Origin of the sequence: Macrococcus animalis, assembly GCF_047425875.1 — a bacterium.
Lineage (GTDB): Bacteria > Bacillota > Bacilli > Staphylococcales > Staphylococcaceae > Macrococcoides > Macrococcoides animalis.
Window position 1 is genome coordinate 598,591 of the sequence record NZ_CP179727.1, and the last position, 14,181, is coordinate 612,771.

The window sequence follows — 14,181 nt, forward strand, 5'->3', positions numbered from 1 at the left end:
ATCAATAATTTTTTATTAATCTCTTAATATTACTCGGGAAATATTTTTTTATTTTTAAAAATAAAAGAACACTTGAGAATACTCAAGTGTCCTTTTGATTAATACATTTTATACTAATTCTGCTTCTTCAATTAACTCATCTTCAGTTGGTTTCTTTTTAAGTAATCCATAAATTACTGCTGAAACGACAACCCCAACTGCTAATGCTAATAAGAACATTGGCCAGTGACCTTTATCTAAACCTACAACGAAGATACCACCATGTGGTGCAGGTACACGGCAACCGAATGCCATTGCTAACGCACCTGCTGTAGCACTTCCTGCAATCATTGACGGAATTACACGAGCAGGATCTGCTGCTGCAAATGGAATTGCACCTTCAGTAATGAATGATAATCCCATAACGATGTTTGATAATAATGAACCTTTTTGTGTTTTTGTAAATTTGTTTTTGAAAATAATCATAGATAAAGCGATTGCTAATGGTGGTACCATACCACCGATCATTGCTGCTGTAATTGGCGCGTAATTACCCGCTTCAATTGCTGCAAAACCGAATGCGTATGATGCTTTATTGAATGGACCACCCATATCGATTGCCATCATGCCACCTAATACTAATCCAAGAATTACAATGTTTGTACCGTTCATACTATTTAATGTATCTGCCATTAATTTATTTAACCAACTTGCAGGTGGATTAACAACATAGTACATTAATAATCCAGTGCTGGCTACACCTAGTAACGGGAATAATAACGTTGGTTTTAAACCATCTAAAGATTGAGGCATACCACTTAATAATTTTTTAATACCTTCAACTAAGTAACCCGCTAAGAAACCGGCGATTAAACCGCCTAAGAATCCAGATCCACCACTGACTGCTAACATACCACCAACCATACCAGGTGCTAGACCTGGACGGTCAGCAATACTCATTGCGATGAATCCAGCTAAGATTGGTACCATTAATGCGAATGCTGATTTGTTACCGATTGCCCATAATGCTTCAGCAAATTGATTATAATCGTCTGCTTTAGGATCAAATGATGTAATACCAAACATGAACGCAAAGGCCATTAAAATACCACCCGCCACAACGAAAGGTAACATATTCGATACACCAGACATTAAATGTTTATAAAAACCTTTTTTCTCTTTGCTACCAGAAGTTTTAGCAGCTCCACCTTTTGCTTCAAATAAAGGTCTTGAATCATCTTGTGCCATGTTAATCAATTCTTCTGGTCGTTTAATACCATCAGCTACGGGTACCATAATTACATTTTTTCCGTGGAAACGGTTAGTTTCAACATTAACATCCGCTGCTACGATAATACCTTTAGCACGAGCAATTTCTTCATCTGTTAATCGATTTTTTATTCCACCAGAACCATTTGTTTCAACTTTAATCGGTACACCCATTTTTTTCGCTTGATTTTTCAAAGCATCTGCTGCCATATAAGTATGCGCAATGCCTGTAGGACATGCTGTAACAGCTAATACTAAATTATCATCAGTTGCATTTCCAGTTGGTGCTAATACAACTTCTTCTTTCGTTTCAACTTCATCGTTTTGCTCTATGATTTCTAATACTTCTTTTGCTGTTGCTGCATGTAATAATTGAGCTCTCACTTCTTCATTCATTAAGATACCTGATAATTTCGCTAAAGCATCTAAATGAGTTTGTGCACCACCAGCTGGAGCTGCAATCATAAAGAATAATGTTGCAGGTTGACCATCAAGCGACTGATAATCTACACCTGTGATTGACTTACCAAAACCGATGGCCGGTTTTGCAACAGCATCGGTTTTTGCATGAGGAATAGCAACCCCTTCGCCAACACCAGTTGTACTTTGTGCTTCACGAGCATGTATCGCTTCTTTATAAGCTTGTTTGTCATTTAATACACCAGCATTAAATAGTGTATCTACTAACTCTTCAATGACACCGTCTTTTGTTGTTGCTGATAAATCCATTGCGATAGTAGACTCTTTTAATAAATCTGTTATTCTCATATTTACACCCCTATTTTCCTTCTATTTTAGTTATTGTTACATTATTTATAATTTCAGCGATTTGTTCGCTTGTTGCTAAATCTTCAGTAAATGCTGTTGCTGTTCCACATGATACTGCTTGTTTGAAACTTTCATCGAATGATTTATTTTGTGCTAATCCAGCAACCATTCCGGCTACAGTTGAATCTCCAGATCCTACCGTATTTATTACTTTTCCCGATGGTACAGTTGCTTTATAACAATCAGTAGCGGTTACAAGAATCGCACCTTCTCCACCAAGTGAAACAAGTACGTTCTTTGCACCTTGCGTCATTAATTTACGCGCTGCATCAATCGTATCTTGATCATTATTGATGGTAACATCAAACATTTCCTCAAGTTCTACTTTATTCGGTTTAACAAATTCAGGTTGATGTTGTAACGTTTGTATGAGTAATGATTTCTCTGCATCTACTACAAATGGAATTGATTTTTGCGTACAAATCTCTGCAATAGTCGCATATATATCTGCAGGTAATGACTTTGGTACAGAGCCGGCTATAATCACATAATCTTCTTTTGTTAGTGCTTTAATTTGATTGAGTAGTGCTTCTACGTGTGCTGGCTTAATTTCTGGTCCTGGTGCATTAATTTCTGTTTCTGTATTACCTTTAAGCTTCACATTAATTCGTGTATCTTCATCAACTTGAATAAAGTCGGTGTTAATATTTGAAATTTCTAATTCTTTCTTTATGAAGTCTCCAGGAAAACCACCGATATAACCTAAAGCTGTTGAAGTTTCGTTTAAAGCCTTTAATACACGTGATACATTAATTCCTTTTCCACCTGCAAATTTGTGTGTGGAAGTCGCACGATTTAAACCTCCCAAATCAAATTTTTCAGTAAACATGACGTAATCAATTGACGGGTTTAAAGTAATTGTATAAATCATATGTTCTCCTTTATAGCAAGTATTTTTCGAATGGTTTTGTCTTGGTATCATCTGCATTGGTAATGATGATTGTTTTATCTTTTTCTAAATCACAAATCTTGGCGAATGTGTATTCATCAAACTTCGAATCATCTAATAAAAAAAATGATTTCTGTGCAATATTCACTGCAATTTGTTTAATATAAGCTTCTTCCAAATCCGGTGTTGTTAAACCGTGCACTTCATGAATACCATTTGCACCCATGAACGCTTTATCAAATCTAAACTTTTTTATATTTTCAATTGCTTGTACACCTATTGATGCATATGTATCTGTCTTAATAAATCCACCAATCATATAAACTTCAATTCCTAAATCGACCAGTTTCGGCACGTGTGTCGCACCATTTGTAACAACAGTAATATGTTGCTGGTTTAAATATGGAATCATTGCAAGTGTTGAACTTCCTGCATCTAAATAAATACAATCATGATCTTTAATTTGTAATGCTGCGATTTTAGCAATCGCATTTTTTTCTTCAACTTTTGTTGTTGATTTGATTGAAAATGCAATATCACGATGTTTTTCTGTAATTTTTTTTGCCCCACCGTGTATGCGTATCAATTTGCCTTCATTTTCTAATGTTGATAAATCTCTTCTAATGGTTGATTCACTACTTGCCGTTACATCCATTAGTAGTTGTAACGAAATCACATCATGTGCATCTAAAAGATTAAGGATGGTTTCATGTCTTTTAATCGTAAGCAACGTTATCCCCTCCTTGAATACATCCCAATCTTATGTCTTTCTTGATATAAAGTCAATCTTTTTCATCCAAAAACGTTCATTAATTTTTACTTTCTTTAGAAAACGCCATAAAACAGTCAAAATTAAAACGCATATTGTCACGACAGCAACAACATGCGTTATTTTAGAATAATTAAGCTCAATTAATTTACTTAGATAACGATATTTTATAAAATATCTCGTCCTAAAGCAGCCGTATAAATCATGAACCATTCATTATCAGTCATAGATTCCTTTTTAGAAGCTAATGCAACTTTTGTACGTTCAATATTTTGAGAGCCAACGATTGAATGAATAGAATATGGTAAATGATTGATAAAGCGGTATGCAATATCATCAATTGTCGTATTGTATTGCGCGGCAATGGCAATTAAGACTGTTTGAACTTTACCTGTTTTAAATATTTCTCCGCCAGCTAATGGACTCCAAGCCATTAAATCTACATTATTAGTCTTCATATGATTTAACGTGCCATCTTCAATATTTTCTAATGTTAATGGTGAAACTTCAACTTGGTTATAATCTAAAGTTAATCCAGCAGCTTGCATTGCCTTGTTTAAATGATCAAACTGATATGCTTTAAAATTCGAAACACCAAATTGCTTTACATATCCCTTTTGTTGTAATCCTTTTAAAGTCTCTGCAACAACTTCAGCATCAAGTAACGGTGATGGACGATGTAATAAAAGTAAATCAATTTCATCAACTTTCAATTCTTTTAAACTTCTTTCAACAGACGCTTCAATATGCGCTTTACTATAATCATATTTGTGGAAATCAAATTGAGGCATTGTCTTTGAGGATAACACAATCCCACATTTCGTAACGATTTGCATCTTTTGTCTCAATGCTGGTGTTAAGCTTAAGGCTTCTCCAAATATCGTTTCACAAGTGTAATCACCATAAATATCTGCGTGATCCATGGTTGTAACACCCAAGTCCACCAGCTCATGCAAATGTCTGTTTAAACTTTCTTTGTTGTAATCCCATGTGTTTAATCTCCAAAAACCTTGTACTACCTCTGACATGTTCATGTTTTACATCTCCGTCTCTTATCCAAATTGTAATATATCTAATTGATTTAGGATCTTTTCTTTATTCAATCCCTCACCAATAATGACCAACTTCAGTGGCAAATTCATTATTTCTTCCTCATATTGCGGAATACCATAGGCATATTGAAATAATACCACTTGTTGAGGATTTTCTCTAAATTTAATGAATCCTTTTATTCTTAAAATGTCATTTGGTAATTGCCTTAACCAATTCACAAATTGTCGTGCATCAATGGCACCATTAAATTCATAAACGAGTGATTGAATACCGTGATTCATAACTTGATGCTCATGAATACGTTCTCCGTACAATTCAAGTACCTCGGTATCTAATGCGCAATACGTTGTTTCAATTTTTTTACTCTTAGGATTGATTGATTTAATACTTTCAATAATACTTTCTTTTTCAGCAGCTGTAATTAAATCAATCTTGTTTAATATGACAATATGAGCATACTTTACTTGCTCTTCCATTAATCGTTGTGTCGTTTGCGATAACTGATTACGGTCTAAGTAACGTGAACAATCTAAAATCGTCGTTATATTTTGTACTTCAGCAATTTTCGTTACAGTTGGATCTGTACAAGCATCATATATTTCTACTGGATGTGCAACACCCGTTGCTTCGATAATAATTACTTCTGGTTGATGACGATGATATAAATCATTGATTTGAATCGCAACATCACTCTTCAAATCACAACAAATACAACCATTTAATAATTCATTATATGGTGTATCATTTCCTAAAATTTTCGAATCGACATTAAATCCACCTAATTCATTCATGAGAATAGCAATTTTTCTATCTTTATTTTGTTTTATTATCTGTTCTAAGAGTGTGGTTTTTCCACTTCCAAGAAATCCACTAATAATAAGTATTTGCATTTTTTTATTTTTTTCCAAAAGCCTCATCTCCATAATTGTCTAATTCAATACGTCTAATCTTCATTCTATCATGCAACTAAAATCATCCTTTGAACATATTACCATTTTATATACAATAAGATTGTAAATGAACTTGAAAAATGTTTATAAATATAATATGTTAATTAAGAACATATTAGGTTATTTCGTTAATTTAGAGTATACTTATATTTAGATGTATACAAAAACATGACATAAATTGTTTAGCATACATACTTAGGAGGAACAAAATGACAGAACACTTCAAGCTAGACAACCAACTTTGTTTTAGCTTATACAACGCTCAAAGACAAGTAAACCGATATTATTCAAACAAAATATTTAAGCAATATAATCTTACCTATCCTCAATATCTTGTATTACAAACATTATGGGCATCTTCTCCTGTAAATGTGAAGAAGTTAGTTACAGAATTATCATTAGATACAGGTACAATCTCACCCTTACTAAAACGTATGGAAACAAACGGATTAATTACACGTGTTCGTTCAGAGCTCGATCAACGTGAAGTTTTCGTGCATCTAACTGATAAAAGTAAGGCAATGCAACCACAACTTGAAAATGCTACTGAAGTTTTAAGAGATGCATCCGAATTCACAGACGAAGAATATGATGAATTCGCAAAACTACTAAATAAACTAATTCATAGTTTACGAGAACATGGATAAATAAACAAAACCGAGCACAAACGCCTACGTTTATGCTCGGTTTTTTTTTATCTTTTAATCCATGAAATACCAATCGTTCCGTATCCTAAATGAACCCCCGCTACAGGTACTAAAATTTCACTTACGATATTAATATCTGTATATTTTTCTTTTAACCATTCGACATATATATTTGCTTCTTCTTGATCTCCACCATAAACGACGCATATTTCTTTTGGTTTAAATTCATTAATATTCTTTTCTACATGTTTCTTTACTGCGTCGATAACTTTTTTCTTTGTACGTACTTTATCAATTGGATAAATACTACCATCCTCAAATTGTAAAACCAAGTGAATATTTAATAATCCTGCCATAATACTTTGTGTTTTAGACACGCGTCCACTTTTCTTCATTTGATTTAAGTTTTTAGGATTTAAGATAAGTACAGCATCTTCAGCATATTGTTTAAGCGTTTCAACTATCGTGTCTATTGATTCTCCAGCCTCATTCATCTCTTTGCCCGCTTCAATCATTGCTCTCATTGGATAACTACCAATTTTACTATCAATAACAAAAGATTTAACTTTTACTTCTTGACTAGCAATAACACAACTTTGGAATGAACCTGTTAATTTACTTGAAGGAAGTATTGCAATAATATGAGTATATCCTTCATTTTCAATTTTATGAAAAGCATCGTGTATTGCTTGGAAATTCGGCTGAGATGTTTTAGCACCATCACCGTATTCCTTTAACAAATTGTAGAATTCTTCTATAGAAAGTTCTTCTTGATCTTGATAATGTTTTTCATTTAATATGACACCCATTGGTACTACAAATGTATCTTTTTCACCAATTTTACAACCAGATGCTGTGTCTGTAACCCATGCAATTTTATTCATCGCGTGCCTCCTCTTATATTCTTTATCATATCACAAAAGATGATTAAAATTTAATATAAATAGTATTTTTTTATAAACAACGAACATGAATCAATTAACTAAAAGTTTTTGCTCATAAGTTTACTTTATATTGATAATAATTGCTTTTGATATAATGCATATAGCTGTGAACCTTTACGATGCAATAAATCAATCTCTCCTGCTTCTACAATTGATCCCTTTTCAATTAAATAAAGCCTATCACAACCATTAAATACAGTTAAATCATGCGAGACAAGAATAATCATTTTATTATTCAATTGATTTAAATAATCGAGCATAACCTTTTGATTCACTTTATCTACTCCATTAAACGGCTCATCTAATATCCACACGGGTTGATCACGTAAAATCATACGTATAAAGTGTAAACGCTTCTTCTCACCACCGGATAAATTTTCTCCAAACGAATGGACTTCGCTCTCGCTTGTAAAAGGTAGGTTGAAGTGTTTTAATAATTGATTCAACCTACTATTATCAAATACAACATCTTTATTCTTTTCTATAAACATATTTTCAGATACTGTGCCATTAATAAAGTGATTTTCTTGTTCCATAACATTAAAACAGTCTAGCATATTTGCAGGTGTCTGAATTGCTTTTCCATTTACGTAATACCCATTTCTTACATTCTCTAAGCCTAATATAACTTTTAATAATGTAGATTTCCCTGCACCACTTGGTCCAGCGATTCCAATAAAATCACCACGATTTACTTTCAAATTAATATTTGAAAGTCTTTCATCAATATTTACATCTACAAGTTCAATCGTCTCAATAGCTTCATTCACTACTTCATAATTTATCGTTTGATTTAGTTCATTTAAATGTGACTCTGATTGGTCTGTTTCTACTTTATGATATGGATAATGAATCATCGGGATACTCATCTCAAATAAAGTTATAGCAACCATCACCATACTTAAATACATTAGGATATCAAGCGTCGGATCATACATCATTACAAAAATTGTTAAGAATATTGATACCATTGCAATAAAATTAAGCAAGAAATCGTATATTATTATAATCCGATTTTCTTTATTAATCATTTGTTCCATAGCGTGTTGTTTTAATTTTAATTGTCTCTGGTATACATTACATTGATCAAATACTACCAAAGCTTCTTCAGATAAATGATAATCTAATAAATGCGCTTCAAATTGCTTTGTTGCATGAATTTTCTGATGTACTATCCCTTTTAAAAATCGTGTTGCCAACATTGGTAAAAGTATTGTTAAGATGAACATCGAAATGCATAATACGATTACAGCATACAGACTAAATTGTAAGTAGATAAAGATTACTACGATTGTCGTGACTATCGCAATTGTAGGTGGATAAATGACACGCAATAAAAGGTTCTGAAGTTTCTCAATATCATTAACCGTTCTATTTAATAAAGTCGATAACTGATACTCAGTTTGAATTTTAATAAAATTATTTAGTAAATTGCGTACTGTCGTTACACGTACTTCTTTCAACATTTCAAATGTTGCTTCATGACTTATTAAACGCTCAAAATATTTACAAATCGCACGAATAACACCGAATAGTTTTATAGTGGCAACAAGTGTCATTAATGTATAAAGTGGTACTTTATAGGCACTTTTGGATAGCATTAAACCACTTAAACTGAACATACCAATAGCAGTTAATCCTCCGATTGTCCCAATAATGATTGAGATAACAAGTGACTTTCTCGTCTTATCCGAAATATAGCGCACTATAACACCTCCCTTAAAGATACTTTATCGTGTACCGAGACAGTACCTTCCTTAACAATAATGACGTGGTCAGCTGATTCTATCGTGTGCTGATTATGAGCAATAATAAATACTGTACTCGTTGCTTTAAGTTGTTCAATCGCTTGATTTATTATTGTTTCACTTTTAATATCAAGCATTGCTGTTGGTTCATCAAATATTATGAATGCTTTCGGCTGAACGAACACACGAAGTAGCATTAATCTTCTCGCTTCCCCACCCGACAATTGTCTTTCACCTATACCAAGTATTGTTTCATAGCCATTTGGCATTGCCATAAATAAATCATGTAGCCCAAGTTGCTTTGCATATTGATATACAACCGCTTCATCTACATCTTGAAACATTGTAATATTATTCATAATAGTCGTGTTCAAAATAATAGGATGTTGCGATAAATAGACAGTGTTATCTTTAAAACGCTCTGGAAGTTTTATTTGCCCTGTTGCAAATTGTAAACCTGCCAATACCTTAGCGAATGTGGATTTCCCTGCACCACTTGGACCTGCAATTACGTATGATTGAATTGGAATGGTGGTGTTTGCAGATAATGTATACTCACTATCCGCATATGTCACACTTACTTGTTTCAAATCAATCACTTCATCTTTATGATATGAAATTTCCGTACTTTTATCGTCTTCGTCTAATGACGCTTCAATGAGTTCTCCGTAACCACTTGATTGTTTCCCAGTATGAAAGGCAAGTCCTAAGTCTTTTAATGCATTATAAAATTCTGGTGCAAGCATTAGTACGACAACAGAAACATAAAATGAAACGGATTCAAATACGATTAATGATAGCCCTATTTCTAAAGCGATAATCCCAATTGATAACATCGATACAAATTCAAGCATTAACGTTGACAAAAATGCTGTTTTTAGGATTTTCATCGTATTATCCTTATATTGCACAGAGTAATCTTCAATTTTCTGCATTGCTCCGTCATCATACCTAAACAATTTGATGGTCATAATTCCTTTCATTACGTTTAAGAAGTAATTTGAAAAATGATTTAAACTTAACATTTGCTCCGTAGCTTTCTTCGCAGTATTAATGCCTATGATAATATAGAAAATTGGTATAAATGGTGCTGTTATACACATAATTAATGCCGTTTGATAATGAAATTTAAATAAGAATACTATGATTAATAATGGAATCATCATTGATTTATATACTTGTGGTAAATAGTCTGCGAAAAACGGGTGTATCCCTTCTACACCTTGCTGGCTTAAGTTCATTGTCTCGCCAACTTCTCTTTTGTTAAATAACAACCTACTTCTTAAGTTCACTTTAATCTTACTGCTTAATAAATGTCCCAAATACTTTAGTGACGATTGAATGATACTTCTTGCGATAAGTATCATTAGAATTACAACTAAAGTCTGAGAGAGATTCACTTTATTTTTTGTTAAAATAAAATCAATGACTTTTCCGATTTCTAAACTTTGGGCTATTATGATACAACTGAGCGCAATACTAAGGATAAAAAACAATATATGTATAATGATATAGGGTTTCGTTAATTGTGTTAAAAATTTCACATAATCCCTCCTTGTATGCATTATAGCACTTATCATATCTTAAGTATAAATAGTGAAATTTGTTTTGTTATGCTATAATTTTAAAGAATTTAAAAAGTAAATAAAAGGTGGTTCACGCATGGAATTTTTTGAATTAATAAAAGCACTTATCCTTGGGATTGTTGAAGGATTAACTGAATTTGCCCCTGTATCCTCTACTGGTCACCAAATTCTAGTTGATGATATGTGGTTGCAAACGAAAGAAGTTTTAGGCAGTCAAGAATCAGCAAATACATTCAAGATAGTCATCCAACTCGGATCAATCTTTGCGGCAGCATGGATTTTCCGCCATCGTTTCTTAGAAATGTTTCATCTTGAGAAAGATAAAACACCACATCCATCAGGGAAAAAGTTAAATTTATTACATGTCTTTTTAGGTTTATTACCTGCAGGAATTATGGGTCTATTATTCGATGACTTTATTGATGAACATTTATTCTCAGTACCTACAGTTTTAATCGGATTAGCTCTCGGAGCATTCCTTATGATCGCAGCAGACTTATATGCTAAGAAAGCACCTAATTTAAAAACGGTAGATGAAATTAGCTACAAGGATGCAATCATTATTGGTATTGCACAATGTTTAGCACTTTGGCCAGGCTTCTCACGTTCAGGCTCTACAATCTCTACTGGGGTTCTACTTAAAATGAATCATAAGGCAGCAAGTGATTTTACTTTTATTATGGCTGTACCGATTATGTTTGCTGCAAGTGCAAAGAGTTTAATCAGCAACATTGAATATATAGAAAGCAATCAAATTATGTTTTATATTGTTGGTTTTATTGCCGCATTTATTTTTGGCGTTCTTTCCATTCAGCTATTTTTAGATTTAATAAATAAAATTAAATTAATCCCATTCGCAATTTATCGCTTAGTATTAGTAGCAATCATCGCGATTTTATATTATGGCTTTGGGTTTGGACAAGGAATTTAATCTTCAGAAAATACAGTTCACATTTGAACTGTATTTTTTTCATGCAGATAAGTAAACTAAGATAAATTCATTATATTTCTTAGTTTAAAAGTGATATAATATATGTATTATTTACACAACATAAACAAGGAGCTTTTATGCTAACAAACACAATTGATTATCAAATGTATCTTGCGCAACGTGAGACTATCAAATTCTATAATCGTTATATGTTAAAAGAAAATCAACTGAGTTATCAACACTACCTCGTTTTAATGGTTTTGCATGAAGAAAAAGTTATGCCTGTACTCAAACTAGGTGAACGACTAGCTTTTCAATCAGGAACCATTACGCCTATAATAAAGAAGATGGAATCTCGTGGCATCATAGCAAGACATCGTAGTGAATCTGACGAACGTGTTGTAATGGTTCAATTAACAACCGAAGGACACTCGTTAGTACAAGAATTACTTGAAGTACCTATTAAAATGTTTGATGCTAGTCAACTTAATACGGAAGAATACAAGAAATTAATGAAGTACTCCAAAAAAATTATCAACAATGTCACATACGAATAAAATTTTTTAAAATTTATTTAATTAATAAACGAAGTTCACGATTATATACGTCTGAGCTTCGTTATTTTTTTGTATATGAGGGTAAATACTATATAATGATGACTATTAATAATATTAAAAAGGAGTGCACATTTATGAAAAAAGAAACTGTAAAATCAGCGATAAATTTAGCTGCCGTAATATTAGTACCGTTAATTTCTGAACGTGACCGTATTAAAGACCATGAAGAAGTACAAAAGGCAAAAGACCTTTCTCTAAAGGCATTCGACACAACAAAACGTGTAACAAATAAAACAAAGAAATCCGCAGTCAACACTACTCAAAAAATTGTTACATCTGCCAATTCGATAAAAAATGCAACTGTAAATACTGCACAATTTGTTGGCCAAAAAGCTGAAAACACCAAGAAAACGCACAATTACAATCAACAAATGAAGCAACATCTTAAACAAGAGAAATCAGAACAAAAACAAGAGAAAAACTTAAAAAAAGAAATAACAAAGTTAAATAATAATTTAGCTAGCAATATTGAAAGTCGCCACAGTGCTGAAAACAAAGAATTAAGCTCACGTCAAAAAGCGATGATTAAAGAAATGAAACAATATAAAAACTATGTAGCGAAAGCTCCCTTAAAAGAAACAAACCATTTCACACCTGAAAAACCAAAAAAAATTCACCGTCGTGACAAAAAAGCAATTAATCAATTATCGAAAAATTTATCAAAAACGATTGACGCACGTCATAATGAAGAAGAGCAATTGATTCAAAAACAACAAAAAGCGATGATTAAAGAAATGAAGCAATATAAAAATTATAAATTTAAAAGTCCTAAACAGAAACGCTCTTTATTCGGCTTTAATAAAAATAAAAAAACAAATGATGATACTCGTACAAATATGTTAAAAGAAAATTCTAATATTGTTACATCTACGGTATCTCTTTCGTCAATTCCATCAACGTTACAACCAACAGAAAAAGCCAAAAGCAATGCTTTAAAAGTAGAAGAACAATTTGATAACGCACAATTATTTGAACAACATCGAAAATTGATGGCAGAACACATTGTCAAACGTTAGTCGTATCATTATCGATGCCGATAGTTCACCTGTTATTGATGAAGTCATTCAAATTGCGGAGCACTTTCAATTGAAAGTGCTCTTAGTTAAAGACTTCGCACATTATACATTGCAACCTTATCCAAATTTCGTTGAAACAAAATATGTGGATACTGGCAATGATAGTGCAGATTATGCTATTAAAAAACTATCAACTCGTCATGATGTAATCATAACAGGGGATTATGGCTTAGCGAGTTTACTGTTGGACCAAAGCATTGTTATGCATCATAATGGTTTAGAATACACCAACGAAACAATTGATATGTTATTGCTTACGCGTTATCATAATCAAATTGAACGCAATGCAAAACGTCGTGTTAAAGGCCCATCTAAATTTACGATGCAAGACCGCAATCACTTTAAACAAAGTTTAATGCATTGTATAGAAAAAAACTTAGCAAATTAGCTAAGTTTTTTTGATAGTACTTTTAATTGCGTTAACCCCTGACGGACGATACGTTTTTCATCCTTAAAACCAGACTTAATAAAAGCATAGTATGCGTCATTCTTTACATTCACCAACAAGTATAATTCAGTAATATGAGGATTTTCATTTTTTAAATAACGTTCTACAGCAGCAAGTGTTGCTTTAAAATATCCTTTATTCTGTTCTGAATAATTAATTGAAAGACCGCGTAAATAAATCGCATGTTCTGGTGCACCAATAGTGCTTAAGACTTCGCCATTTTCAAGTGCAAATACACCAATTAATCTATCATTTTCTTCAATAATAAATGGTGTGTAGTGCGGTTTTTTGCGTGTAAGTATAAATCTTGGATGACCCGCATACACCATTTGCTTTGCTGGCAGTTCATAATGACTTAAATCGATGTCATCAATTGTGTCTACTGGTTTAATATTAATCAAGATATTCACTCCATTTCATTACAACTAATAATACCATAAAAGAAAG

The 14,181-nt window shown here is 32.6% G+C and carries 14 protein-coding genes; 5 read left to right on the forward strand and 9 right to left on the reverse strand.

Features of this window, described 5'->3' with window-relative positions:
- Positions 1-108 precede the first annotated feature (108 nt).
- The 5 genes from ACMGE9_RS03065 to ACMGE9_RS03085 all read right to left on the reverse strand — a co-directional run bounded on the left by ACMGE9_RS03065 (position 109) and on the right by ACMGE9_RS03085 (position 5,695).
- Positions 109-2,016, reverse strand: coding sequence for a fructose-specific PTS transporter subunit EIIC (locus tag ACMGE9_RS03065; RefSeq protein WP_414043788.1), 1,908 nt, complete (start codon positions 2,014-2,016; stop codon positions 109-111).
- A 10-nt stretch (positions 2,017-2,026) separates the two neighbouring features.
- The gene (pfkB, locus tag ACMGE9_RS03070) at positions 2,027-2,947 is read right to left on the reverse strand and encodes a 1-phosphofructokinase (protein ID WP_414043789.1); all 921 of its coding nucleotides are present in this window, start codon (positions 2,945-2,947) and stop codon (positions 2,027-2,029) included.
- Between the two features lie 10 nt (positions 2,948-2,957).
- Positions 2,958-3,695, reverse strand: a complete 738-nt coding sequence (locus ACMGE9_RS03075) for a DeoR/GlpR family DNA-binding transcription regulator (protein ID WP_414043790.1) — start codon at positions 3,693-3,695, stop codon at positions 2,958-2,960.
- 206 nt (positions 3,696-3,901) lie between these two features.
- The gene (locus ACMGE9_RS03080) at positions 3,902-4,768 is read right to left on the reverse strand and encodes an aldo/keto reductase (protein WP_414043791.1); all 867 of its coding nucleotides are present in this window, start codon (positions 4,766-4,768) and stop codon (positions 3,902-3,904) included.
- A gap of 18 nt (positions 4,769-4,786) precedes the next feature.
- Positions 4,787-5,695 carry a CobW family GTP-binding protein gene (locus ACMGE9_RS03085; RefSeq protein WP_414043792.1) on the reverse strand — a complete coding sequence of 303 codons (909 nt, stop codon included), beginning with the start codon at positions 5,693-5,695 and terminating at the stop codon, positions 4,787-4,789.
- A gap of 251 nt (positions 5,696-5,946) precedes the next feature.
- Between ACMGE9_RS03085 and ACMGE9_RS03090 the strand changes: the two genes are divergently transcribed.
- On the forward strand, positions 5,947-6,384 hold the full coding sequence (locus tag ACMGE9_RS03090) for a MarR family winged helix-turn-helix transcriptional regulator (RefSeq protein ID WP_414043793.1): 438 nt from the start codon (positions 5,947-5,949) through the stop codon (positions 6,382-6,384).
- A 47-nt stretch (positions 6,385-6,431) separates the two neighbouring features.
- Here ACMGE9_RS03090 and ACMGE9_RS03095 read toward each other — a convergent pair whose 3' ends face one another.
- The 3 genes from ACMGE9_RS03095 to ACMGE9_RS03105 all read right to left on the reverse strand — a co-directional run bounded on the left by ACMGE9_RS03095 (position 6,432) and on the right by ACMGE9_RS03105 (position 10,620).
- Complete coding sequence (locus ACMGE9_RS03095) at positions 6,432-7,268, reverse strand: DegV family protein (protein WP_414043794.1); 837 nt, start codon at positions 7,266-7,268, stop codon at positions 6,432-6,434.
- 125 nt (positions 7,269-7,393) lie between these two features.
- On the reverse strand, positions 7,394-9,034 hold the full coding sequence (locus ACMGE9_RS03100) for an amino acid ABC transporter ATP-binding/permease protein (protein WP_414043795.1): 1,641 nt from the start codon (positions 9,032-9,034) through the stop codon (positions 7,394-7,396).
- Complete coding sequence (locus ACMGE9_RS03105) at positions 9,034-10,620, reverse strand: ABC transporter ATP-binding protein/permease (protein ID WP_414043796.1); 1,587 nt, start codon at positions 10,618-10,620, stop codon at positions 9,034-9,036. The genes ACMGE9_RS03100 and ACMGE9_RS03105 overlap by 1 nt, the downstream gene beginning before the upstream one ends.
- 118 nt (positions 10,621-10,738) lie before the next feature.
- On the opposite strand from ACMGE9_RS03105, the gene ACMGE9_RS03110 reads away from it, so the two are divergent.
- From ACMGE9_RS03110 to ACMGE9_RS03125, 4 genes are all read left to right on the forward strand, one after another.
- On the forward strand, positions 10,739-11,593 hold the full coding sequence (locus tag ACMGE9_RS03110; RefSeq protein ID WP_414043797.1) for an undecaprenyl-diphosphate phosphatase: 855 nt from the start codon (positions 10,739-10,741) through the stop codon (positions 11,591-11,593).
- A 137-nt stretch (positions 11,594-11,730) separates the two neighbouring features.
- The gene (locus ACMGE9_RS03115) at positions 11,731-12,150 is read left to right on the forward strand and encodes a MarR family winged helix-turn-helix transcriptional regulator (protein WP_414043798.1); all 420 of its coding nucleotides are present in this window, start codon (positions 11,731-11,733) and stop codon (positions 12,148-12,150) included.
- Between the two features lie 134 nt (positions 12,151-12,284).
- Complete coding sequence (locus tag ACMGE9_RS03120; protein ID WP_414043799.1) at positions 12,285-13,226, forward strand: hypothetical protein; 942 nt, start codon at positions 12,285-12,287, stop codon at positions 13,224-13,226.
- Positions 13,213-13,674 (forward strand): DUF188 domain-containing protein, encoded by a 462-nt coding sequence (locus tag ACMGE9_RS03125; protein WP_414043800.1) that lies wholly within the window; start codon positions 13,213-13,215, stop codon positions 13,672-13,674. Before ACMGE9_RS03120 ends, ACMGE9_RS03125 begins: the two co-directional genes overlap by 14 nt.
- Here the strand turns inward: ACMGE9_RS03125 and ACMGE9_RS03130 are convergent.
- A complete protein-coding gene (locus ACMGE9_RS03130) occupies positions 13,671-14,135 on the reverse strand; it encodes a GNAT family N-acetyltransferase (protein WP_414043801.1) in 465 nt (154 codons plus the stop codon). The two genes, ACMGE9_RS03125 and ACMGE9_RS03130, sit on opposite strands and share 4 nt — an antisense overlap.
- Positions 14,136-14,181 lie beyond the last annotated feature (46 nt).

Bases quoted from the DNA above. Each gene is read 5' to 3' on its own strand.
- ACMGE9_RS03065 (WP_414043788.1), bottom strand. From the start codon at position 2,016: ATGAGAATAACAGATTTATTAAAAGAGTCTACTATCGCAATGGATTTA.
- pfkB (WP_414043789.1), bottom strand. From the start codon at position 2,947: ATGATTTATACAATTACTTTAAACCCGTCAATTGATTACGTCATGTTT.
- ACMGE9_RS03080 (WP_414043791.1), bottom strand. From the start codon at position 4,768: ATGAACATGTCAGAGGTAGTACAAGGTTTTTGGAGATTAAACACATGG.
- ACMGE9_RS03090 (WP_414043793.1), top strand. From the start codon at position 5,947: ATGACAGAACACTTCAAGCTAGACAACCAACTTTGTTTTAGCTTATAC.
- ACMGE9_RS03095 (WP_414043794.1), bottom strand. From the start codon at position 7,268: ATGAATAAAATTGCATGGGTTACAGACACAGCATCTGGTTGTAAAATT.
- ACMGE9_RS03110 (WP_414043797.1), top strand. From the start codon at position 10,739: ATGGAATTTTTTGAATTAATAAAAGCACTTATCCTTGGGATTGTTGAA.
- ACMGE9_RS03115 (WP_414043798.1), top strand. From the start codon at position 11,731: ATGCTAACAAACACAATTGATTATCAAATGTATCTTGCGCAACGTGAG.
- ACMGE9_RS03120 (WP_414043799.1), top strand. From the start codon at position 12,285: ATGAAAAAAGAAACTGTAAAATCAGCGATAAATTTAGCTGCCGTAATA.